Raw genomic sequence first — 21274 nt, 5'->3', positions numbered from 1 at the left:
GGGTTGGGGGTGAAGCGGCCGGGACGCCGCCGCGGCAACCGCGGCGCGCCCGGAGTCCGGGGATTCCGGCGCACAGGACTGATCCGTGAACCGGCTGGATTCGTGCAGGACGAGGGCCAGGGCGCCCATCAGCGAGGCCCGCGGGCCCAGCGCCGAGGTCCGCACGGTGACCGGCGCGCCGAACGGCACGGCCGCGAGTTCGGCGCGGACGGGGTCGAGCAGCAGCGGACCGAGGCCGGCGAGCTCGCCGCCGAGGGCTATCACCGACGGGTTCAGCACGAGCGCGAGGGCGCCGAGGGAGCGCGCGAGGCGCCGGGCGCCGTCGCCGACCACGGCGAGGACGTCGGCGTCGCCGGCCTCGGCACGCTCTATCAGTTCGTTGACGTCGTCGATGCGGATCCCGCGCCGCGCCAGCCGTTCCAGCATGCCCTCGGCGCCGGCGTACAGTTCCAGGCAGCCGCGGCGGCCGCACCAGCAGGCCGGGCCGCCCGGATCCGCCGTGACGTGGCCGAGTTCGCCGGCGTACCCGTCGTGGCCGCGGTAGATGCGGGAGCCGAACGCGATGCCGAGACCGACCCGGCTGGCGACCTTGACGTAGAGCAGATCCTTCCCGTGCGGCGCCGCCGCGACCGACTCGCCGAGCGCGCCGAGGTTGGCGTCGTTCTCCACGGTGGTCGGTATGCCCCACCTCCGGCCGACCTGCTCGGCGAGCTCGGGGCCGTTCCAGCCCGGGAGCACGCCGGGGACGAGGAAGCGGCCGCTGTCCGGCGCGATCGGCGCGGCGATGCTGATCGCCGCGCCGACGATCTGATCGCGGTCGGCCTCGGCCTCGACGAGCGCCGTCTCAATGCTCTGCGTGACGATGCGCATGCCGCTCTCGGCCGAGTGGCCGTACGGCACGGGGACCCAGCGCTCGGCGAGCACGCTGCGCGAGAGATCGCCGACCGCCACGGCCACGTGCCGGACGCCGACGTCGACCGCGATGGCCAACCCCGCCGCCCGGTTGAGCGCGAGGCGGGCAGGCGGCCGCCCGGCGCTCTCCGAGGCGGGCTGTGCGTACTCTGAAACGAGGCCGCGGTCGGCGAGCTCGCCGACCAGGCTGGAGACCGTGGCGCGCGACAATCCGGTGCCGGTGACCAGCTCCGCCCGCGTCGCGCTGCCCGAGCGACGCAGGATGTCGACGATCCGGGCGCGGTTGCCCGCCCGGATGGCGTCGCTGGTCGGCTGGACCCTGCGCTGCATGTGATCCCCTCGATCGGAGACGGACGTTACACACCTTGGCATGCGACCGGGTTCTGTCAAGGCTTCGACAGAACCGCCGACTTCTGCCAACCCCCGGCCCCGCCCCCGGCGGGCCTGCGGCGCCTGCTGTGCCGAGAGGTGAAATGTTCGTCATTATTTCGACTCTCGGAGTGTTTCGCCTCCATCTGGGGAATCAGGTCCGACTCGTTACCCGGGATGATTCGAGGGGGCCGTCGGTATCGCTAGGATGCCGCCCATGGTGAAGAGGGTTATGTCATGGGTCAGGATCGATTTCGCACCCGCGCACAGGCAGCCGTCGGCGATCCGGGTGCTGATCGCCTCCGTCGTCGCGATCGCGGGTTCCTTGATCGCCGACGCGGTGCTCGTCGCGCTCGGCGTGGCGCTGTGGCCGGCGACGAAGGACTACGCGCACTTCAAGTTCGCCGACTACGGCAAGCTCACCGTGGTCGGCGTGGTGATCGCGTGCGTCGCCTGGCCCGTCGTCACCCGGGTGTGCGCCGCCCCGCGCTGGCTGTTCCTGCGGCTCGCGGTGCTGGTCACGCTCGTGTTGCTGCTGCCTGACGTATACATCCTGTACCTGGGTCAGCCGGGGAACGCGGTCGCGGTCCTGATGGTGATGCACCTGGCCATCGGCGCGGTGACCTACGCCTCGCTGGTGGGGATCGCGCCGGTGCGCGAGGCGGCCCGCGGCGCCGGGGCGCGGGCCGAGCGGAACGTCGGGGCCTCGGTCCGGTAGCGGCACCTCTCGCGGATATCCCGCGAATAGGCTCTCGAACGAAATGTTAAGAAGTTGCAAGCCAGTGCATTGATTTATTGACGGACTCTATCCTTCTGGGTATTTTTTCGGGTGTTCCCCCGAATTCCCCGGAGGCCTTCGGGCCTTTTCAGGCGATGCCGGGGGAGTGCCGCCGCGGCCTACCCACATCCGCGCGCGGCCGCCGGCCGGGACTGGTCTGTCCGCGGTCGCGCCGCGCTTCGCCCGAGACGCCGGCCCACCCACACCGCCGCGCCCGGGCTCCCAGAAGGAGCTTTGCCGATGACGAGCGAGACCCGCCCGCCCGCGCACGCGTGCGCGCCCTCCGCGGGAGGCGCCCGATGACGTCCCGCGTCACCGCCGCCCCGATCGACCTCGACGGTCCGGGGCACTACCTGAGCTGGTCCTTCATCCAGATCTCCGCCGCGAACCTGCTCATGATCGTGCTGATCCTGCTGGTCTTCGTCGCGGCGCTGCTGCTGCCGTTCCCCGGCCGGGGCGGTGACGAGGATGACTGACCAGCTCGTCGAGAAGCCGACGGCCCCCGTCTCGCCCGAGGGCGGAGGCTGGACCGGCGCGCTGCGCCGCCGGGTCGAGCGCACGCTGCCGCTGGAGAAGCTGATGGCGGACCGGCAGCCCGCCTACGTCGCCTCGTGGATCTACGTGTTCGGCGTTCTGACGCTCACCGCGCTCTGCGTCGTGATCGCGAGCGGGATCGTGCTCGCGGTCAAGGGCCCGTCCTGGTGGCACGTTTCCGGGTTCGGGCACTACCTCAACAGCGTCCACCTCTGGGCCGTCGAGCTGCTGATGACGTTCATGTCGATCCACCTGGTCGGCAAGTTCTTCATGGCCGCGTGGCGGGGACGGCGCGCGCTGACCTGGATCACCGGGGCCGTCGCCTTCGGCGCGTGCGCCTTCACGGCGCTCACCGGCTATCTGATCCAGCAGAACTTCGAGTCGCAGTGGATTGCGACCCAGGCGAAGGACGGCCTCAACGCCATCGGCGTCGGCGCGTACTTCAACGTGATGAACTTCGGTCAGATGGTGCTGTGGCACGTGGCGCTGCTTCCGCTGGCCGTGGGCGTGGTCGTGCTCGGGCACATCGTTCTCGTGCGCCGGCACGGCGTCGTGCCCCCGCTGGCCCCGCGTGACACCGCCCGGCCGCCGCGGACGGAGGCGTCATGAGGCTACGTGTGCGCACCGCCGCCGAGCCCGATCCGTACAGCTACGGCTCGCGGCACTACGACCTGGTCAAAGAGTTCGTCATCGCCCTCGGAGCCGTCACCGCGCTCGTGCTCGTGCTGGCCGCCGCGTTCTCCTCGCCCGACCGGAAGCCGGTGACGATCGCCGCCTGGGCTCAGGCCGACCCGGCCGACTTCGCCGCCACCGCGCTCGCGGAGCTCGACGGCACGAGCGCGACCGCCGGCTACGGGCCGCCGTACAACACGGCCTCGACCGGCCAGCGGCTCGGCCCGATCGCGCTGGCCGAGGCCGCCGGGGTGACCCATCCGATCGCCACCGCCCAGGCGTTCGTGCTCACGCCGCTCGAAGCCGTGCCGCAGAGCCCGGCGGTGCAGCAGGCGGTGAGCAGCTACGTGTCGGCGTCCGCCGCCCGGCAGGCCGCGTGGACGGGGGCGTACTCCGATGCGCTGACCGCGGCGGGCGGCGATCCCGCGAAGGTCAAGCCCGGCGGCTACGGTCCGGTGCCCACCCTGCTCGGTCGGCTGGCCGACCAGGCGCGCTCAGGCTCGCTCGACAGCCAGCTGATGTCCGAGCAGGGGTTCTACAACACCGACTACACCCTGCCGCTGCTGTTCCTCGCCGACGGCTCGTACCTGGCCGCCGACGCGCGGGGGCAGCACCTGGCAGGTGATCAGTGGGGGATGATGAACGAGGTGGGCGACTATCCCGGCCAGACGTGGCTGGCGCCCTACACGTTCTGGTACCAGATCGCGCCGTACGACTCCTCGGGCAACGGCGACGCGCTGGTCTGGGGAACGATGGGCGTGCTCGGTGCGGCGTTCGTGCTGGTGCCGTTCATCCCCGGCCTGCGCTCGGTCCCGCGCCTGATCCCGGTCTACCGCGTCATCTGGCGCCGCCACTACGCACGCCGGGCCGCCGCTCTGCCGGATCCGCCAGGCTAGCCGTCCGTTCGGAACCTGCAAGCGCGGTGTTCAGATGTTGTGAGGAATAGCGGGCGGCTGCGCGGAGTGATTCGCGCGGCCGCCCGGCGGGCTACCGTGGCAGCGTGAGTCTCAATACGCTTCCGGTCGAGCAGCCGCTGCGCGTTCTCGTGGTGGAGGACGACGACGGGATCGCCTGGCCGCTGCGGCGCGGCCTGTCGCGGTCCGGGTACCAGGTGGAGCTGGTGACCACGGCGGCGGCGGCGCTGGCCGCGGCGCCGGCCGACGTCGTGCTGCTCGATCTGGGCCTGCCGGACATGGACGGGCTCGAGGTGTGCCGCCGGCTGCGCGAGTACAGCGACGCCGCGGTGATCGTGGTGACCGCGCGCAGCGAGGAGGGCGACCGGGTCGCGGCGCTGGACGAGGGCGCGGACGACTACCTGGTCAAGCCGTTCGGGCTGGCGGAGCTCGAGGCGCGGATCCGGGCGGTGCTGCGCCGCGTCCGTCCGACCGGTTCTCAGTCCTACAGCGCGGGCCCGGTCACGCTCGATCCGCGCGCCCGCCGGGTGACCGTGCGCGGGCAGGAGGTCGCGCTCACGCCCAAGGAGTTCGACATCCTCGAGTGCCTGATCGCGGACGCGGGCCGCGCCGTGTCCCGGCACGAGCTGCTCACGCGCGTATGGGATGAGCACTGGTACGGCCCGGGACGCGTGCTGGACGTGCACATCGCCGCGCTGCGCCGCAAGCTCGCCGTCGAGGGGCTGATCGAGACCGTCTACGGGCACGGGTTCCGGGTCAATCCCGACGTCGGGGACTGAGGGATGTCGCGCCGCATCGCGCTGGTGATCTTCGGGCTGCTGACCGCGCTGCTGATCCTCGCCGTCGTGCCGCTCGGGCTGTCGCTGACCGCGAACGAGCAGGCCTCGTTCCGCTTCGGCACCGAGTCCGGCGCCCGGCAGCTCTCCGCCCAGGCCGAGGAGTACCTCGCCGACCACAAACCGCCCACCGAGATGAACCACGCGCTCTCCGAGGCGACCGAGCGCGGCGACTGCGCCGCGGTCTTCCGCCCCTCCGGAGCGGTGGCCGGCTCGACCGCGTGCCCGGCGGACCTGTCCGCGCAGGCCGCCGCGCTCGCCGCGGCGGTCCGGCCCGGCCAGGACGACGCCGTCACCGCGCAGCACGGCGACTGGCTGGTGGCCGCGGTCCCGGTCGGCGACGACGGCAATCTGACCGGCGTCGCGGTGCTCGCCCGCAGCGCGGACCCGGTCGAGGACCGGGCGACGGCCGTCTGGGGATGGCTGGCCGGCACCGCGCTGCTGGTGCTCGTCCTCGGCGCCCTGTTCGCCAGGCGGCTCGGGCAGTGGGTCGCCCGGCCGCTGACCGTGCTCGGGGCCGCCGCCACGGACTTCGGCGAGGGCTACCTCGAAGCGCGCGCACCCGCGAACGGCGGGCCGGAGGAGGTGCGCGAGCTCTCGACGGCGTTCAACCGGATGGCCGAGCGCATCGAGTCTCTGATCGGAAGCCACCGCGACTGGGTGGCCGACGTCTCCCACCAGCTGCGGACGCCGCTGACCGCGCTTCGGCTGCGGGCCGACCTGCTCGCGGAGGAGGCGCCGGAGCCGCTGGCGGCGGAGATGGCCGGGCTGCAGGCCGAGCTGGCGAGGCTGGCCGGACTGGTGGACGGGCTGCTGGCCGTCGCGCGGGCCGAGGGCGACGTCCCGAGCCCGCAGACCGTGCGCGCGGACTCGGTCGCGGCCGATCGCGTGGCCGCCTGGGAGCCGGTCGCCCGCGACCGCGGCCTCGAGCTCGGACTTGAAGCGTCCGGGCCGGTGAAAGCCCGGATCGGGCCCGGCCATCTGGACCAGATGCTGGACAACCTGATCGCCAACGCGCTCGACTCCGTGCCCGACGGCGGTGCCGTCCTGATCTCGCTGTCCGGCGGCCGGGAGACGGTCGTGGTGCGGGTGGCCGACGACGGTCCCGGGATGAGCGAGCAGGCGCGCGCGAACGCGTTCCGGCGGTTCGGCCGCTCGGGCACCGGCGGCAGCGGTCTCGGGCTCGCCATCGTGCACCGGCTGGCCACGGTCAACGGCGGGCGCGTCGCGCTGGAACCGACTCCCGGCGGCGGCCTGACCGTGCTGATCGAACTGCCCGCGGCCCGCTGACGCTCACCCGCTCAGGCGCGGTCCGGGAGCGGGGCCGGAAATCTTTGTACATCCTGAACACGTTCGGAACAGGTCTCCGTCATGCGGCGGCGCACCCTGGAGACAAGGGCCTTCCACCATGGACGGACCGGTTCAGGAGGCACGCATGCGGCTCGGACCACTCTCCACGGAGCGCCACGCTGCCGCGGACGGAGGCCGTCCGGAGTCCGGGCGCCGGCGCCGCGGCGTGCTGCGCCGACTGCCGCCGCGCGTGCGCGGACCCGTGAAGTGGTCGTTCCGCGCCGTCATGGCCGTGGTGCTGGTGATCGCCGTGTACGTCGGCGTGACGATCTACCCGTATCTGAGCGGGCCTGGCACCGACAGCGTCGCGGCCCGCGTCGCGGAATGGGGCCGCGACCACCATCTGAGCTGGGCCGTCTCGTGGCTGGAGAACGAGACCTACACCGCGCCGCCCACCGGCGGGAACCTGAGCGCCGCGCAGCGCAAGGCACTGCTCGGTGTGGGCGCGCCGCACCCGCACCCGACCGCGTCCTCCGCCGCCCCGGCCGACCTGCCGACCGCCATCCCCGCGCAGGCCGCGAACCCGCTTCCGGGCGAAGGGGTCTGGCATCCGGTGACCTACGAGGCCGGCACCCCCGTGATCGAGGAGGCGGCGCTGCGCCCGGACGCCCAGCACACCTCGGAGCTCGCCTACGCCGCGTGGATGAACCAGAAGGCGCTGAGCTTCAACCTCCACCCCGGCTACCAGCAGCCCGGCGGCAGCTGGCCGGTCCCCGACCAGCTGACCGGCTCGGCGCTCAACGGGCTCGTCGCGACCTTCAACGGCGGATTCAAGGTCCACCCGAACGACGCGCTCGGCGGCTACTACGCCGACGGAACCACGGCGAGCCCGCTGGTGACCGGCAAGGCGGCAGAGGTCTTCTACCGGGACGGCTCGCTGAAGATCGGCGTCTGGGGCTCCGGCCTGACGATGACCCCCGACGTCGTCGCCGTCCGCGAGAACCTCAGCCCGCTGGTCGAGGGCGGAGCCGTGCAGGTCGGCTCAGAGGCGGGATCCAGTGCGCAGTGGGGCTACACGATCAACAACGACTACTACATCGCCCGCTCCGGCGTCGGGATCACCGCCTCCGGCGACATCGTCTACGTCAGCGGCGCCGCGCTGTCCGTCCAGACGCTCGCGCAGCTGCTGAAGGCGGCAGGTGCCGTGAACGCGATGGAGCTGGACATCAACCCCGACTGGGTCTCGTTCATGACCTACAGCGGCCACGCGTCCGACCCGAACCCGGCCAAGCTGTGGGACTTCACCCAGCCCGCCGACCGGTACCTCCAGCCGGCCAGCCGCGACTTCGTCTCCGTGCACCTCCGCTGAAGGGCAGATGCCATGGATGCCAGCACGCGCAAGAACATCGCCGCCCGTGACGCGGCCCTGACGAAGACCAGCCGCGTCACGCGCCGTATCGCCGTCGCCGCGACGGCCGGCAGCCTCGTCCTGATGGCCGGGTTCGCCCACCTCATCCCCACCCATCTTCCGCACCTGTCCGACAACGGCACGAGCGGGAACGGCACCAGCGGGACCAGCACGGGAAACGGCGGCGGGTCCGGGACGGGGAGCAGCAACGGCGGGTCCTCGGGGACCGCACCCGGAAGCGGCAGCGGCTCCGGCCCCTCCCAGGTCACGTCCGGCGGATCGTGACCATGCGACCCGCTCTCGACCGCGACGCCGAGCTCGCGCCGAACCCGTTCGGCCGGACGGGCTTCCCGCTGTGGGGCGGCGAGGCGGTGATCCTGACCACCGACCCCGATCCTTCCGCGGTGGAGGCGGCCGGTGGGATCGCGCGCGCGCAGAGTGCCGCCATGGACGAGGCGTGCAGCCGCTTCCGCCCCGACAGCGAGCTCGCGCGCGTGAACGCGCAGGCCGGCCAGCCGGTCGTCGTCGGGCCCTTGTTCGCCGAGGTCGTCGCCGCCGCCCTGCGCGCGGCCGCGGCCACCGAGGGAGACGTCGACCCCACCTGCGGTGCCGGGCTGGAGGCGGTCGGGTACGACCGGGACATCGAACTGCTGCGGGACAACGGCGTGCGGATCACGATGCGCGAGCGCGTCCCGGCGCCCGGATGGCGAAGCGTGGAGTGGGATCCCGGAACCCGCACGCTGCGGACCGTGCCCGGCTGCCACCTGGACTTCGGCGCGGTCGCGAAGGCGCTGTGCGCCGACCGCGCCGCCGCCGCGGCCGCGCGGGCGCTCGGCTGCGGGGTGCTGGTCAGCCTCGGCGGAGACATCGCCATCGCCGGTCCCGCGCCCGACGACGGCTGGCAGGTCAAGATCGCGGACGACCATCGTGCGGCGGCTGACGTGCCCGGGCCGGTGATCAGCGTGCGCGGCGGCGGCCTGGCCACCTCCAGCACCACCACCCGACGCTGGCAGAGTACTGACGGCACGGCTGTGCACCACATCCTCGACCCGCGCACCGGCGCCCCGGCCGAAGCGCCCTGGCGTACCGTCAGCGTCACCGCGGCCACCTGCGTGGACGCCAACACCGCCAGCACCGCCGCACTCGTGCGCGGTCACGGCGCCCTCGCGTGGCTCGGCCGGCAGGGCCTGCCGGCCCGGCTCGTAAGCCACGACGGGCGCGTGCTCACCCTCGGTGGCTGGCCGCCCGACCCGGCCCCGGGCGGCACGGCATGAGCGTCCAGGCCTCGACGATCGTCACCGGCACGACCCCGCTGTGGTACGCCGCCCGCGCCACCGGCGTGATCAGCCTCGTGCTGCTGAGCACGGTCGTCGTGCTCGGCATCGCCCAGCAGACCAGGGCCGCGAGCGAACGGTGGCCGCGCCTGGTCGTCTCAGGCATCCACCGCAACCTCTCGCTGCTGGTGTGCGTGTTCCTCGCCCTGCACATCGTCACGGCCGAGGCCGACACCTTCGCCCCGGTCGGCTGGTGGGCCGTCGTGATCCCGTTCGCGTCGGCGTACCGGCCGCTCTGGCTCGGCTTCGGCACCGTCGCCTTCGACCTCTTCCTCGCCCTGATCGTCACGAGCCTGCTGCGCACCCGGATCAGCCAGCGCCTGTGGCGGGCCGTGCACTGGGCCGCCTACCTGTGCTGGCCCACCGCCGTCGTCCACGGCCTGGGCACCGGCACCGACCCGCGCAGCCCGGCGATCCTGCTGCTCACCCTCGCGTGCATCGCCGCGGTGCTCGCGGCGGCCGCCTGGCGGCTGGCCGCGAACTGGCACGTCCACACCGCGATCCGCGCCACGGCCGGCGCCGCGGGTCTCGCGTCCGTGATCACAGTGGCGTTCTGGGCGCTGTCCGGGCCGCTCGCGCCCGGCTGGTCCGCGAAGGCCGACACCCCGACCCGCCACAGCTCCACGGTGTCCGTGAGCAGCGCGGCCACCGGGATCACGCTGCCGGTCTCCGCCGCGATCACCGGCACCGTCGGGTCCAGCGAGTCCGAGCAGGACCAGCAGACCGTCACCCTCTCCGGCACCGGCGGATCGGACCGCTTCACCATCGCGATCAGCGGACCGCCGCTGGCCGGCGGCGGCGTGCAGATGACCGGCAGCCGCGTCACCTTCGGCACCGCCGCATCCCCGAACCTCTACACCGGAGCGGTCACCGCGCTCGACGGGGACACCATCCAGGCCCGCGTCACCGACGCGTCCGGCGCCACAGCCACGCTGACCGTGGTCGCCACCATCTCCGGAAACCAGCTCAGCGGCAGCCTCCAGGCGACTGCGGGGGGATGACGATGACCAGCACCGCCGACGACGCCCGGCCCACCGCGGCCGATACCGCCCCGAACGCGCCGCGCCTGCTGCTCGGCCACGGCCGCGCACTGACCGAGCACGTGTCCGCGCACGGTCCGCTGCCCGCGCTCACCGGGCCCGAGATCATCGCCCGCACCGAGCAGGCCGGCCTGACCGGGCGCGGCGGAGCGGCGTTCCCCACCGGCCGCAAGCTCGCCGCCGTCGCCCGGGGCGCGGGCCGCAAGGGGACCGTGGTCGTGGCCAACGGCTGCGAAGGCGAGCCGGCGAGCGCGAAAGACCGCACCCTGATTCTGAACGCCCCGCACCTCGTGCTCGACGGCGTCCAGCTCGCCGCCAGGGCCGTGGGAGCGCGACAGGCCCACCTCTGCGTCCACGAGGACGAACACGATATTCGAAACACCCTGACGGCGGCCCTCGCCGAACGCGCCACCGCCCTGCCCGCCGAGGCCCCTATCACGCTGACCCTCGTCCCGCACCGCTACGTCGCGAGTGAGGAGAGCGCGCTCGTGCGCGCGCTGAACGGCGGCCCGTCGCTTCCCGCCCATACGCCGCCACGGCCCTTCGAGCGCGGCGTCGGCGGCCGGCCCACGCTCGTCGACAACGTCGAGACCCTCGCTCACCTGGCCCTGATAGCCCGCCACGGTTCCGCATGGTTTCGCGCCCGTGGCACCGCGACGGCCCCGGGCACCACTCTCGTGACCATCGGCGGCGCCGTGCGCAATCCCGGCGTCTACGAGATCCCGCTCGGCATCACCGGAGCCGACCTGCTCGCCCTGGCCGGCGGGGCCGGCGCGCCCCTGCAGGCGATGCTGTGCGGCGGATACTTCGGCTCCTGGCTGCCCGCCGACACCTTCGCCGGCACCGAGATCTCCGCTCCCGGGCTGGCCGCCGCGGGCTCGGCGATCGGCGCCGGCGTCTTCGTCGCCCTGCCCCGGACCTCCTGCGCGCTCGCCGAGACCGCGAAGATCGCCGCGTACCTCGCCGGGCAGAGCGCGCGCCAATGCGGCCCGTGCCTGCACGGACTGCCCGCGCTCGCCAAAGCCCTGCGCGAACTCGCCGCATCCGGCGGCACCCGGCCCGCCCACAACCTCCAGGCCCTGATGCCCTACATCGAACGACGCGGCGCCTGCCGCCATCCGGACGGAGCAACCCGCCTGATCGCCAGCGCACTGCGCGCCTTCCCCGAGGAAGTCCGCGCCCACGCCGACCGCAAGCGCTGCCCCGCCGTACATCGCGCCGAACAACGCGATCCGCACCAGGGCAGGAGGTACGGCACATGACCCAGGACCAGTCGGGCGGACCCCGCCTGCGGCTCAACCCCATCGCCTGCGACGCGCACGGCCTGTGCCTCCAGGCGTTTCCCGAGATGCTCAGGCCGGATCCCTGGGGCTACCCGATCGTGACCGACGCGCCGGTCCCCCCGCACCTGCTCGCCCACGCGCGCCGCGCCGTCGCAGCCTGCCCCACCCTCGCCCTGAAGCTCGAGTGACGCGTGCCGCGGCGCCGTTCCCGGCCCCGGCGGCCGGGAGAGTCCAACGACCGCGGATTGGGCGGACGTTCGACCCTGTCCTCAGGGGCCCGGCGGGCGGATGACTGAGGTGAGCGGCTGCTCGCGGGAGCGAGCCGGCCGCGCACCCGTCGGGTCGAGTCGAACGGCACGGAGGTCCGCCATGGCCGAGTACACGCACACGCAGCGCCCCGAGGGTTCGGCGGCGTACCTGGTCGGCGGCGGTATCGCCGCCCTCGCCGCGGCGGTGTTCCTGATCCGCGACGCCGGATGGGACGGTTCGCGGATCACGATCCTGGAGCAGTCGCGGGTGGCCGGCGGGTCGCTGGACGGCTCGGGCGGTCCCGGGGTCGACTACGTGACACGCGGCGGGCAGAAGTTCGAGGAGGAGGCGTACACCTGCCTCTGGGACCTGCTCCGCTCGATCCCGACGCTCGACGATCCCGGCCGGTCGGTCAAGGACGAGATCTGGGCGTTCAACGCGAAGTGGCACACCGACGCCGGGGCGCGGCTGATCGGCGCCGGGCACGAGGTGCTCGACGCGAGCGAACTCGGCCTCGACAACCACGACCGCGCGGCCATGGCGCACCTGCTGGCGCTGCCGGAGGCGTCCATCGGCTCGCGGCGGATCGACGAGTTCTTCTCCGAGCACTTCTTCGCCTCGAACTTCTGGGCGATGTGGCGCACCACGTTCGCCTTCCAGAACTGGCACAGCGCGATCGAGCTCAAGCGCTACCTGCTCCGCTTCGCCCAGGAACTCCCGCGGCTCCACACGCTCGCCGGCGTGCGCCGCAGCAGGCTGAACCAGTACGACTCGATCGTGCTGCCCGTCGAGTCCTGGCTCACCGGGCACGGCGTGGCGTTCGAGTACGGCACCCGCGTGACCGACGTGCTCTTCGAGCAGGACGGCGACGGGCGCTCGGTCTCGAAGATCCTGTTCGAGCGCGGCGGCTACCCCGGCTCGTACGCGATCGAGCCGGACGACCTCGTCTTCGTGACGCTGGGCTCGATGACCTCCGACTCGACGTTCGGCGACGGCGAGCACGCCCCGGGGCTCGTGCGCGGGCACGAGGACGGCGCATTCGCGCTGTGGGAGCGGATCGCCGCGGAGAATCCGGGCGCGGGCTTCGGCAACCCCGGCGCGTTCGACCGGGACGTCGACGCGTCGAAGTGGGAGTCGTTCACGATCGCCATGCGCGATCCGCTGCTGCTGCACCGGATCGAGGAGCTCTCCGGCAACCTGCCGGGCACCGGCGGCCTGATGACGTTCAAGGACTCGCCCTGGCTGCTGTCCCTGGCCGTGCCGCACGCCCCGCACTTCGCGCGCCAGGAGGAGGGCCTCTACACGGCGTGGGGCTACGGGCTGCTGCTGGACCGGCCCGGCGAGTACGTCGGCAAGCCGATGCAGGAGGCGACCGGCGAGGAGATCCTGATCGAGCTCCTCGGCCAGCTCGGCTTCGACGACGACCTCGAGCAGATCCTGGCCACCGCGAGCGTCGTCCCGGTGATGATGCCGTACATCACCAGCCAGTTCGCCCCGCGCGCGGTGACGGACCGGCCGGAGGTGATTCCGGCGGGCGCGCGGAACTTCGCCCTCCTCGGCCAGTACGTCGAGATGGCGGAGGACGTCGTGTTCACCGTCGAGTACTCGGTGCGCGCCGCGATGCACGCCGTGTACGGCCTCACCGGCACCGACCGGAAGATCCCGGGTATCTACCACGCGGCGCTGCACCCGGTCGTCGCCCTGCGCACCCTGCACAGCGCGCTCGCCTGAACCGGTTGCCCGGACACCGGATGCCGGGACGTTCGGCCCTGACGCGCGCGGTCCCGGAGCGGTTGTATGGAGTTGACGGCAAGAGCCTGAGACTGAATCGACGCGGAGAAGCGGCACCCCCTCCGCTGCGCACCGCGCGATCGTCAGCCGCGAGCGATGGCGGGGCTCTTGCCGTCGACACGCGCCGGGGGATGTGCGTGAGGGGCTGTCTCTCCCGGGCCCGGACCCGCGGCCGGGGCCCGGACCCGCGGCGGCCGGCGGCTATTCGTGCACGTGCGCGGGACGTCCCTCGACGGCTTCGAGGTCCTCCTCGGTGATGCCGAGCAGGCGCCGGCCGAGGTCGATGAACGCCCGGCCCGTGGCCAGCTCGTCGCCGATGCCCTCGACCTCGGTGTCGGCGGGATTCCGCTTGGCCTTGCCGTACCCGTGGATCGCGGCCACCCCGGTCTCGACGACCGCGTGCGCAGTGGTCTCGGAGTCCTCCTCGACGAGGAAGACGTTGGCGCGCCAGCGCTTCACATGCTCGGTCATGGTCTCCTCCTGTCGTCTCTCCGACGCGATGCCGGGCGGCGTCACGCGCCCTTTCCCGTCGTGACCTCGATCGTGCGCGCGGCCTTCTCGGCGGCCCTGCTCAGCGGCACGTGCACGGTGAGGATCCCGGCGTCGTACGACGCGGTGATCTCGGCCGCCTTCGCGTCCGGGGGCAGCCGCAGCGTGCGGCTGAACGAGCCGTACCGGAACTCGCTGTGGTGCTTCTCCTTCTTCTCCTCGGTCCGCTCGGCGCGCAGGGTGAGCACGTCGCCGGACACGCTCACCTCCACGTCGTGCGCGGGATCGACGCCGGGGAGTTCGGCGCGCAGCACGAAGGCGTCCGGCTCGAAGTGCTCTTCGACCCGGATCGGGTGCGCCGCCACCGCGCTGCGGCCCCACGGGAGGATCGAGGGGAACGAGTCGAACAGGTCCCCGAGGTCCGCCGGGAACGGGATGCTCGGCGTGCTCTTGCGAGCTGACTCGGCCATGATGGGTTCTCCTTCCGGCAAGCGGTCTGCTGGATACCTCAAGCCAAGCACGGTCAGGGCGATGGACTAGGGCCGAAAGGCCCTGATCGAGGGCGCACGGGCAGTCCGCGGCGTTCGGCGATCCGGATGAAGGCCGCCGCGTCGCGGACCGCGGCGGCGCCCGCGTCGTTGTTGAAGTACACGTAGACGTCCGCGCGGGCGGGCCACGCCTCGCGAATCCGCTCGGCCCAGCTCGCCAGGGCCTTCCCGCCGTAGCGGAAGGCCGCGGCCGCCCCCTCGTGCAGCCGCAGGTAGCCCCAATCAGCCGTCTGCCATAGCGGGCTCAGCGGGCGCGAGCGGCGGTCGGCCCAGCAGAGCGCGGCGCCGTGCCGCCGGAGAACGGCGCGCACTTCCGGCCGCCACCACGAGTCGTGCCGCGGTTCGACCGCGACGCGCCGGCCCGGCGGGAAGCAGAGCAGGCACGCATCGAGCGCCGCCGGATCGGCGACGAGGGTCGGCGGCAGCTGGAGCAGGACCGGCCCGAGCCGGTCGCCGAGCCCGGCCGCGGCCTTCAGCAGCCGCTCGACCGGCTCGCGCGGTTCGCGCAGGCGTTTGACATGCGTCAGATAGCGGCTGGCCTTGACCGCCATGACGAAGCCGTCGGGAGTCCGGCTGCGCCAGTCGGTGAACGTCTCGCGGCTCGGCAGCCGGTAGAAGGACGCGTCGAGCTCCAGGGTGGCGAAGGCCGCGCAGTACGTCTCCAGCCACAGCCGCCGCGGAGTCCCGCGCGGATAGAGGACCCCGGCCCAGTCGTCGTACTGCCAGCCCGAGGTGCCGACGATGACGGTCATGGGAACCGGTGATCCGATCGGGGCCGCGGGTCAGTGGATCGGCACGACCGCGACCGGCGCCGGCGAGTGCGCGAGCAGGCCGTCGACGACGTACCCGGCGCCCACGGAGAGCGGCGGGCGGTGCCGGTGCGCGCCGACGACCAGCAGCCCGGCGCCGCGGGCCGACTCGACCAGGATCGGCACCGTGTTCCCGCGCCCGGCCGAGACCTCCGCCTTCACGGTCGGGAAGTCGGCGGCCACCGGCTCGATCAAGCGCTCGGCCGAGCCGGTCTGCTCGTTCCTGGCCTGGCCCGGGTTGACGTCGTACGCGGCGGTGACGCTCGGGTAGAGCGTGCGCGGGTGCCAGACCCGGACGGCTCGCAGCAGCGCGCCGTAGCGCTCGGCCGCGGCGAAGGCGTAGCGGATCGGCGCCTCGGCCTGGTCGGGCTCGACCCCGAGTACGACCTCGTAGATCGTCTCCGGACGGGCGACCTCGCCGCCGTGGACGACGACGAGCGGGCAGCGGGCGTGGGCTGCCAGCTTCCGGCTGACCGAGCCGGCCAGCATCCCGGCGAAGCCGCCGTGACCGCGCGTTCCGGTGACGATGAGCGCCGCCGTCCCGCTCAGCTCGACGAGCGTCTGCGCCGGCGACAGGTCCGAGACCACGACGTACGCTTCGACGTCGGCGAACCGGGCGCGTACCCGTGAGGCCACGCGCTCGACCAGCGCGAGCCCCTCGGCACGGGCCTGCAGCGCGAACTCGCTGGGTTCGAGCACTGACACGTCGGGCACATCGACCGCGTGCGCGAGGACGAGGGGCACGCCGCGGACGGTCGCCTCCCCGGCGGCCCACTCCGCGGCGTTCATCGCGTTCTCCGACGCGTCGACGCCCGCGACCACGGCTCCGGCAGCTACCGCGCCGGGCTCGCCCTGCTCGGGATTTCCTGCCATCGTCGGCTCCTTGGCTCAGGTGGACGTGCGAAGCGCGGTTCCGCCCTACTCGGGCCACGCGTCCCCGCGGGCGTCGGCGCGCGCCAACGCGGCCTCGAGCGCGGCGTACTGGGCTTCCTGGATCGCGGCCGCCGCCAGGGCGGTGGCGAGCGCCGAGTACCTCTCGGCGTACTCCGCGCGGCGCGCGAGCTCCTCGGCGTTCCGCGCCGCCCGCCGGTCACGGGCGTGGGTGCGCATGCTCAGCACGTGGTCCTTCCAGTCGGCCTGGATCTTGCTCCAGCGCTCGACCGCCTCCTGCTCGGCCGCGATCACCCCCGAGTGGAGCCCGTCCGCCATCCGTTCGGCGTCGGTGCGTGCGCGTTCGACCCGGGAGGCCAGCGCGTCGCGGGTCTCGGTCCGCGCCGCCTCGAGAGCCTCGACCGCCACCCGGGCCCGCCGTGCGAGCTCGGCGAGGTAGTCGGACGCGGTGGGCCTGGGCGCGGCGGCCGCGGCGGCCGCCTCCGGCGACGCGGGCTGCTCCGCGCAGATCCGCTCGACGAAGTCCGCGATCTCGTGCTCGGACAGGTGCCGGGCGATGTCCGCCTCGGTGATCATGCCGACCAGCTTCTTGTCCTTGACCACCGGCATCCGCCGGACGCGGTGCGACTCCATGGCGGCCAGCACGCTGCCGACGTCCTCGTCCGCTCCGGCCCAGCGCGGGGTGCCCTCGCACAGTTGGCCGGCGGTGACCTTCGCCGGGTCGTGGCCCATCGCCACGCACTTCACCACGATGTCGCGGTCGGTGACGATCCCGCACATCCGCCCGTCGGCGTCGCTGACCGGCAGCGCGCCGATGTCCGTCTCGCGCATGATCTGGGCGGCGCGGTCCAGGCTCTCGGTCGCCGGGATCCAGCGGACGTCGGTGTGCATGATCTGCTCTGCGGTGGTCATCGGTCGCTCCTCTCGACGCGGTACGCGGCGTGCGCGTCTTCAGCGTCTTGCGCAACAGGGTCGGGAAAAAGGGTCTTTCGTCCTTATTCGTGCCGGGAGACGCGGGCCTCGGATCGGCGCGGGTTCCAGTCGGCGGCCAGCGCCGAACCGTCGCGGGCCGGCGCCGGAGCGCGAAGCCGCTCGCGTTCGACGATCCGCACCAGCCTCGCCCTGGTCACGATGCCGACGATCCGGCGGTCCTCGATCACGACGGCGAGCAGGTCCGCGGCCAGGGGCGGGTGCCTGAGCAGCGGGGCGGCGGGATCGTCGGGCGCGGCCACGTAGGCGGGCGGCACCCTGGCCATCGTCTGGCCCAGTGTCGTGCGCGGCCACCGGTCCCGCGGGATCCGGCCGAGCCCGCCGACGCCGACGACCCCGGCGAGCGACATCTCGGCGTCCACGACGGGGAAGACATCCTGGTCCGATCGCAGCGCGACATGCTGGAAGAACTCGCCGACGGTCATCCAGGTGGCGCCGATCTCGGGGTCCGGCTTCATGACGTCCCGCACCCGGCGGCCGGCCAGCGCGGTACTCGCGCGCTCCGCCGCGCCCTCGGCGCTCGCCGCGTTCGCGACGAACACGCCGATCAGGATGAGCCACAGGCCGCCGGCCTCGCGCCACAGCAGGACCTCGGCGACCCCGGCGGCGGCGAGCACCATGCCGAGGATCCGGCCGGCCTCCGCGGCCGACTGCGCGGCACGTGCGCGGTTCCCGCAGCGCCACCACAGCGCCGCGCGCAGGACGCGGCCCCCGTCCAGCGGCGCGCCCGGAAGCAGGTTGAAGAGGCCGAGCAGCACGTTCATCGCCGCCAGCCACCCGAGCTCGGCGACGGCCACGGCCGGCCACCCCGCCGCGTGAACCGCCGCGGCCACGCCGCCGAAGAGCGCCGCCGCGCCGAAGCTCGCGGCCGGCCCGGCCACGGCGATCCAGAAATCGGACCGGGCGCTCGGCGGCTCGTCGCCGAGCTCGGACACTCCGCCGAGAGCCCAGAGCGTGATCGATCGGACCGGCACCCCGTAGTGCCGGGCCGTGAGCGCGTGCGCGAGTTCGTGGGCGAGCAGGGCGGCGGCGAGCGCGAGGGCGCCGACGATCGCCGCCGTCCAGCGGGCCGTGGCCGGAACATGCGCGACCATCGACGGAAGTACCTGGTCACCCAGAACCCAGCCGAACAGCAGGACCATGATCAGCGCGCTCCAGTGCGCGCCGATCCGGATCCCCGCCACCCGGCCGAGGGGAAAGGTCTGCTTCATCGGCGTGCATCCCTCCGCTCGGCACACCTCCAGCACAGCGCCGTGACGGCCCGCGGTGCAGAGGCGTCGGTCCCGGACGGGAAGGACGTCGGTCCCGGCCTAGAGCCCGGCCGAGACGAGCAGGTCGTGCGCGAGCCGCGCGCCGTCCTCCGCGGCGTCCATCCGGGGCTGGTCGGCGACGGGGTTGGGCGCGAGCCCGTCGGCCAGGGCGCGCACCGCCGCGGCGAGCGTCCTGACCTGGTTTTCGAGTTCTTCGATGCGTCGCGCGGGCTCGAAGCTCTGGCTCGCGCTCATGGTCTCCTCGGACATGGTCCGCTCCTTTCACATCGACTCCGACGATAAATGATCGGCGAGCCCGGCGGCGGGCGGACGGGCCTGTCGTCCACCGCTGCACGGGACTAAAGGCCTTTGTGTGCCGGGCACCTTCCGGGGGACGGTTGAGGGAGCAGGTCAGGAGGGGAATCCGAGCCCGGCCGGAGTGAGCGGGCGATCCCCGAAAGACGTGAACGACCATGCGGCACAGGAAGATCTCGAGTGTGATGACGTCGGCGGACCAGACGGTCGCCGTGCCCGACGACGCGGCCTACCGGGACATCGCGGCGCTGCTGGTCGAGCGCCGGTTCAGCGCGGTGCCCGTCGTCGACCCCCAGGGCCGCGCCATCGGCGTCGTGTCCGAGGACGACCTGCTCGCCAAGGAGACGGAACTCGAGGCCGAGCAGGAGGAACGGCACCGGTTCCCGCTGGGCGGACGGTCCGCGGAGCGTGCCCGGCGCGAGATCGCCGCCACGACGGCCAGGCGGCTGATGACCTCGCCGGCGGTGACGATCGGCGTCGATCAGGACGTCGCGGAGGCCGCCCGGATCATGCTGGACCGGCACGTCAAGCGCCTGGTCGTGACCGATGAGCAGGGTCGGCTGCAGGGCGTGGTCAGCCGGCGGGACTTGCTGAAGGTGCTCGCGCGCAGCGACGAGGAGATCCGGCGGGAGGTTGCGGAGGACGTCCTCCACGGGATGTTCCGGATCGACAAGGCCGCCGTACGCGTACGGGTCGAGGACGGCGTGGTCCACCTCCGCGGACGCGTCGGAACCCGCGGACAGGCCCGGCTGCTGTGCGAGGTGGTCGCCCGGACGGACGGGGTCGTCGCCGTCGCCGACGACCTCTGGCTCGAGGACGACTCGCCCGGCGAGGGCGCACGCACCGGGCCGCGGGGCGTCTTCGAACCGCCGGAGCCGTAGAGCGGCGAGGGTGCGCGCACTCTGGGCCGCGGGGCGTCCTTGAACCGCCGGAGCCGTAGTGCGGCGGGGGTGCGCGCACTCTGGGCCGTTGGGGGTCTTCGAATCGCCGGGACCGTAGTGCGGCGACGGCGGGCACCGGGCCGCTGGGGGTCTTCGAACCGCCGGGGCCGTAGTCGGCGCGGTGCGAGGGCGGGAGCGGACCTCTAAGGTGGCCTGGTGCTCGCGCTGCTGCTGTCGGCCTTCGCCCTGGGGTTGGACAACTTCGCCGTCGCGATCGGCATCGGCATCGCCGGGGTCGACGCGCGTACGCGGTGGCGGGTCGGAGTGGTGTTCGGCGTCTTCGAGGCGGGGATGCCGATTCTCGGGGTGGTCGTCGGCCGAAGTCTCGCGACCGCGCTCGGCGCGAATGCGCACTGGCTGGGTGCGGCGCTGCTGATCGCCACCGGCGCGTACGGCGTCTACGGGACGCTGCGCGGCGACGACGATGAGGAAGAGGCGGCGAGCGCGGCCGGCCAGCCGCTCGGTCGGCTCCTGCTGACGGGACTCGCCCTGAGCATCGACAACCTCGCGGTCGGTTTCTCGCTCGGTGCCCGCCACGAGTCGCTCGCCGCCGCCGCGATCGTCATCGGGGCGGTGAGCGTCACCCTGAGCCTGGTCGGCCTGGAGCTCGGGAACCGGATCGGCTCCGCGGTCGGGCGCCGCGGTGAGCTGCTCGGCGGCTGTGTCCTGATCGTCGTCGGCGTACTGGTGGCCGCCGACGTCATCTGAGTCCCGGCCGTCGAGTGCCTCGCGGGCTCGGCGGTCGTACCGTGGGGTTATGACGGAGTCTCCGAGCACGCCAACGCAGCAGCGCGGTTCGTCCGACGCCCCGGCGCGGATCTTCCTGTTGGATGATCACGAGGTGGTTCGCCGGGGTATCAAGGATCTGTTGGAGGTTGAGGGGGAGTTCGAGGTGGTGGGTGAGGCGTCGACGGCGGCTGAGGCGTTGGCGCGGGTTCCGGCGCTTCGGCCGCAGGTGGCGGTGTTGGATGTGCGGTTGCCGGATGGGGACGGGGTTTCGGTGTGCCGGGATCTGCGGTCGCGGATGCCGGAGTTGGCGTGTCTGATGTTGACGTCGTTCGCGGATGATGAGGCGTTGTTCGATGCGATCATGGCGGGGGCTTCGGGGTATCTGCTGAAGCAGGTTTCGGGGACGGATCTGGTGGGGGCGGTGCGTACGGTTGCGGCGGGTGGTTCGCTGCTGGATCCGAAGCTGACGGCGGCGGTGATGACGCGGTTGCGGGCGGGGGATCGGAAGGATCCGCTTGCGGCGTTGACGGCGCAGGAGCGGCGGATCCTCGATCTGATCGGGGACGGGTTGACCAATCGGCAGATCGGGGAGCGGATGTTTCTGGCCGAGAAGACGGTGAAGAACTATGTCTCCTCGCTGATGGCCAAGCTCGGGGTGGAGCGCCGGGTGCAGGCCGCCGTGCTCGTCTCCGAGCTGCACGGGGAGCCGGGGCACGGTCGGCACCCCGGTTCGGGCGGCGCCCAGCGCTGACGATCCTGGCACGTACGGAGGCGTACGCGGGCGAACTGGGCGCGGAACCTGGCACGTACGGAGGGGTATGCGGGCGCCGGCCCGAGCCGGGCGATTCACGTCTCGCGGGATCCGCAGCGCCAAGGTTAGTGTGGAGACACGGGGCGGCCCT

General features: G+C 73.0%; 23 protein-coding genes and 1 pseudogene. 16 read left to right on the top strand and 8 right to left on the bottom strand.

Going from position 1 to position 21274, the window contains the following annotated elements; translation table 11 throughout:
• Positions 1-1242, bottom strand: a 1242-nt coding sequence (locus KDK95_RS05055; RefSeq protein WP_212516822.1) for an ROK family transcriptional regulator, incomplete at its 3' end; no start/stop codon positions are given.
• Between the two features lie 256 nt (positions 1243-1498).
• Between KDK95_RS05055 and KDK95_RS05050 the strand changes: the two genes are divergently transcribed.
• The 13 genes from KDK95_RS05050 (at position 1499) to KDK95_RS04990 (ending at position 13350) form a co-directional block, all read left to right on the top strand.
• On the top strand, positions 1499-1999 hold the full coding sequence (locus KDK95_RS05050) for a DUF6069 family protein (RefSeq protein WP_212516821.1): 501 nt from the start codon (positions 1499-1501) through the stop codon (positions 1997-1999).
• Between the two features lie 359 nt (positions 2000-2358).
• Positions 2359-2535 carry a hypothetical protein gene (locus KDK95_RS05045; protein WP_212516820.1) on the top strand — a complete coding sequence of 59 codons (177 nt, stop codon included), beginning with the start codon at positions 2359-2361 and terminating at the stop codon, positions 2533-2535.
• Positions 2528-3202: a cytochrome b N-terminal domain-containing protein gene (locus KDK95_RS05040; protein ID WP_212516819.1), complete on the top strand. Its 675-nt coding sequence runs from the start codon at positions 2528-2530 to the stop codon at positions 3200-3202. The genes KDK95_RS05045 and KDK95_RS05040 overlap by 8 nt, the downstream gene beginning before the upstream one ends.
• Entirely contained in the window at positions 3199-4161 is a 963-nt protein-coding gene (locus KDK95_RS05035; RefSeq protein ID WP_212516818.1) for a hypothetical protein, read from the top strand. The genes KDK95_RS05040 and KDK95_RS05035 overlap by 4 nt, the downstream gene beginning before the upstream one ends.
• A gap of 104 nt (positions 4162-4265) precedes the next feature.
• The gene (locus tag KDK95_RS05030; protein ID WP_212516817.1) at positions 4266-4958 is read left to right on the top strand and encodes a response regulator transcription factor; all 693 of its coding nucleotides are present in this window, start codon (positions 4266-4268) and stop codon (positions 4956-4958) included.
• 3 nt (positions 4959-4961) lie between these two features.
• Entirely contained in the window at positions 4962-6305 is a 1344-nt protein-coding gene (locus KDK95_RS05025; protein ID WP_212516816.1) for a sensor histidine kinase, read from the top strand.
• A gap of 145 nt (positions 6306-6450) precedes the next feature.
• On the top strand, positions 6451-7674 hold the full coding sequence (locus KDK95_RS05020) for a phosphodiester glycosidase family protein (protein WP_212516815.1): 1224 nt from the start codon (positions 6451-6453) through the stop codon (positions 7672-7674).
• 12 nt (positions 7675-7686) lie between these two features.
• On the top strand, positions 7687-7998 hold the full coding sequence (locus KDK95_RS05015; protein WP_212516814.1) for a hypothetical protein: 312 nt from the start codon (positions 7687-7689) through the stop codon (positions 7996-7998).
• Between the two features lie 2 nt (positions 7999-8000).
• Entirely contained in the window at positions 8001-8987 is a 987-nt protein-coding gene (locus KDK95_RS05010; RefSeq protein ID WP_212516813.1) for an FAD:protein FMN transferase, read from the top strand.
• Positions 8984-10048 (top strand): ferric reductase-like transmembrane domain-containing protein, encoded by a 1065-nt coding sequence (locus KDK95_RS05005; protein WP_212516812.1) that lies wholly within the window; start codon positions 8984-8986, stop codon positions 10046-10048. Before KDK95_RS05010 ends, KDK95_RS05005 begins: the two co-directional genes overlap by 4 nt.
• Positions 10045-11349: an NADH-ubiquinone oxidoreductase-F iron-sulfur binding region domain-containing protein gene (locus tag KDK95_RS05000; protein WP_212516811.1), complete on the top strand. Its 1305-nt coding sequence runs from the start codon at positions 10045-10047 to the stop codon at positions 11347-11349. Before KDK95_RS05005 ends, KDK95_RS05000 begins: the two co-directional genes overlap by 4 nt.
• Complete coding sequence (locus tag KDK95_RS04995; RefSeq protein ID WP_212516810.1) at positions 11346-11558, top strand: ferredoxin; 213 nt, start codon at positions 11346-11348, stop codon at positions 11556-11558. Before KDK95_RS05000 ends, KDK95_RS04995 begins: the two co-directional genes overlap by 4 nt.
• Positions 11559-11739: 181 nt before the next feature.
• Positions 11740-13350 carry an oleate hydratase gene (locus KDK95_RS04990; RefSeq protein WP_212516809.1) on the top strand — a complete coding sequence of 537 codons (1611 nt, stop codon included), beginning with the start codon at positions 11740-11742 and terminating at the stop codon, positions 13348-13350.
• 261 nt (positions 13351-13611) lie between these two features.
• Here KDK95_RS04990 and KDK95_RS04985 read toward each other — a convergent pair whose 3' ends face one another.
• From KDK95_RS04985 to KDK95_RS04955, 7 genes and pseudogenes are all read right to left on the bottom strand, one after another.
• Positions 13612-13881 carry a dsRBD fold-containing protein gene (locus KDK95_RS04985; RefSeq protein WP_212516808.1) on the bottom strand — a complete coding sequence of 90 codons (270 nt, stop codon included), beginning with the start codon at positions 13879-13881 and terminating at the stop codon, positions 13612-13614.
• A 41-nt stretch (positions 13882-13922) separates the two neighbouring features.
• Positions 13923-14369, bottom strand: a complete 447-nt coding sequence (locus KDK95_RS04980) for an Hsp20/alpha crystallin family protein (RefSeq protein WP_212516807.1) — start codon at positions 14367-14369, stop codon at positions 13923-13925.
• Between the two features lie 53 nt (positions 14370-14422).
• The gene (locus KDK95_RS04975) at positions 14423-15199 is read right to left on the bottom strand and encodes a DUF72 domain-containing protein (protein WP_212516806.1); all 777 of its coding nucleotides are present in this window, start codon (positions 15197-15199) and stop codon (positions 14423-14425) included.
• Positions 15200-15229: 30 nt separating this feature from the next.
• Entirely contained in the window at positions 15230-16129 is a 900-nt protein-coding gene (locus KDK95_RS04970) for a universal stress protein (RefSeq protein WP_212516805.1), read from the bottom strand.
• 519 nt (positions 16130-16648) lie between these two features.
• Positions 16649-17059: pseudogene (locus KDK95_RS38110) on the bottom strand (CBS domain-containing protein); the annotation flags it as partial.
• Positions 17060-17142: 83 nt separating this feature from the next.
• Positions 17143-18348: a site-2 protease family protein gene (locus KDK95_RS04960; protein ID WP_212516803.1), complete on the bottom strand. Its 1206-nt coding sequence runs from the start codon at positions 18346-18348 to the stop codon at positions 17143-17145.
• Between the two features lie 99 nt (positions 18349-18447).
• The gene (locus KDK95_RS04955) at positions 18448-18657 is read right to left on the bottom strand and encodes a hypothetical protein (protein ID WP_212516802.1); all 210 of its coding nucleotides are present in this window, start codon (positions 18655-18657) and stop codon (positions 18448-18450) included.
• A gap of 230 nt (positions 18658-18887) precedes the next feature.
• On the opposite strand from KDK95_RS04955, the gene KDK95_RS04950 reads away from it, so the two are divergent.
• The 3 genes from KDK95_RS04950 to KDK95_RS04940 all read left to right on the top strand — a co-directional run bounded on the left by KDK95_RS04950 (position 18888) and on the right by KDK95_RS04940 (position 21123).
• Positions 18888-19583, top strand: a complete 696-nt coding sequence (locus KDK95_RS04950) for a CBS domain-containing protein (RefSeq protein ID WP_249160349.1) — start codon at positions 18888-18890, stop codon at positions 19581-19583.
• A gap of 216 nt (positions 19584-19799) precedes the next feature.
• Positions 19800-20351: a manganese efflux pump MntP gene (locus KDK95_RS04945; protein ID WP_212516800.1), complete on the top strand. Its 552-nt coding sequence runs from the start codon at positions 19800-19802 to the stop codon at positions 20349-20351.
• Between the two features lie 49 nt (positions 20352-20400).
• Positions 20401-21123, top strand: coding sequence for a response regulator (locus KDK95_RS04940; RefSeq protein WP_212516799.1), 723 nt, complete (start codon positions 20401-20403; stop codon positions 21121-21123).
• Positions 21124-21274 lie beyond the last annotated feature (151 nt).

The sequence above is a fragment of the Actinospica acidithermotolerans genome (assembly GCF_018139625.1).
GTDB classification, from domain to species: Bacteria; Actinomycetota; Actinomycetes; order Streptomycetales; family Catenulisporaceae; genus Actinospica; species Actinospica acidithermotolerans.
Note: the sequence above shows the minus strand (reverse complement) of the source record. Positions and strands in the feature narration are given on the sequence as shown.

Coding starts and splice junctions, on each gene's coding strand:
- KDK95_RS05005 (WP_212516812.1), top strand. CDS start 8,984: ATGAGCGTCCAGGCCTCGACGATCGTCACCGGCACGACCCCGCTGTGG.
- KDK95_RS05050 (WP_212516821.1), top strand. CDS start 1,499: ATGGTGAAGAGGGTTATGTCATGGGTCAGGATCGATTTCGCACCCGCG.
- KDK95_RS04985 (WP_212516808.1), bottom strand. CDS start 13,881: ATGACCGAGCATGTGAAGCGCTGGCGCGCCAACGTCTTCCTCGTCGAG.
- KDK95_RS05010 (WP_212516813.1), top strand. CDS start 8,001: ATGCGACCCGCTCTCGACCGCGACGCCGAGCTCGCGCCGAACCCGTTC.
- KDK95_RS05020 (WP_212516815.1), top strand. CDS start 6,451: ATGCGGCTCGGACCACTCTCCACGGAGCGCCACGCTGCCGCGGACGGA.
- KDK95_RS05015 (WP_212516814.1), top strand. CDS start 7,687: ATGGATGCCAGCACGCGCAAGAACATCGCCGCCCGTGACGCGGCCCTG.
- KDK95_RS04995 (WP_212516810.1), top strand. CDS start 11,346: ATGACCCAGGACCAGTCGGGCGGACCCCGCCTGCGGCTCAACCCCATC.
- KDK95_RS05045 (WP_212516820.1), top strand. CDS start 2,359: ATGACGTCCCGCGTCACCGCCGCCCCGATCGACCTCGACGGTCCGGGG.
- KDK95_RS05040 (WP_212516819.1), top strand. CDS start 2,528: ATGACTGACCAGCTCGTCGAGAAGCCGACGGCCCCCGTCTCGCCCGAG.
- KDK95_RS04990 (WP_212516809.1), top strand. CDS start 11,740: ATGGCCGAGTACACGCACACGCAGCGCCCCGAGGGTTCGGCGGCGTAC.
- KDK95_RS04955 (WP_212516802.1), bottom strand. CDS start 18,657: ATGTCCGAGGAGACCATGAGCGCGAGCCAGAGCTTCGAGCCCGCGCGA.
- KDK95_RS04950 (WP_249160349.1), top strand. CDS start 18,888: ATGACGTCGGCGGACCAGACGGTCGCCGTGCCCGACGACGCGGCCTAC.
- KDK95_RS05000 (WP_212516811.1), top strand. CDS start 10,045: ATGACGATGACCAGCACCGCCGACGACGCCCGGCCCACCGCGGCCGAT.
- KDK95_RS04980 (WP_212516807.1), bottom strand. CDS start 14,369: ATGGCCGAGTCAGCTCGCAAGAGCACGCCGAGCATCCCGTTCCCGGCG.
- KDK95_RS04940 (WP_212516799.1), top strand. CDS start 20,401: ATGACGGAGTCTCCGAGCACGCCAACGCAGCAGCGCGGTTCGTCCGAC.
- KDK95_RS04975 (WP_212516806.1), bottom strand. CDS start 15,199: ATGACCGTCATCGTCGGCACCTCGGGCTGGCAGTACGACGACTGGGCC.
- KDK95_RS04960 (WP_212516803.1), bottom strand. CDS start 18,348: ATGAAGCAGACCTTTCCCCTCGGCCGGGTGGCGGGGATCCGGATCGGC.
- KDK95_RS04970 (WP_212516805.1), bottom strand. CDS start 16,129: ATGGCAGGAAATCCCGAGCAGGGCGAGCCCGGCGCGGTAGCTGCCGGA.
- KDK95_RS05025 (WP_212516816.1), top strand. CDS start 4,962: ATGTCGCGCCGCATCGCGCTGGTGATCTTCGGGCTGCTGACCGCGCTG.
- KDK95_RS05035 (WP_212516818.1), top strand. CDS start 3,199: ATGAGGCTACGTGTGCGCACCGCCGCCGAGCCCGATCCGTACAGCTAC.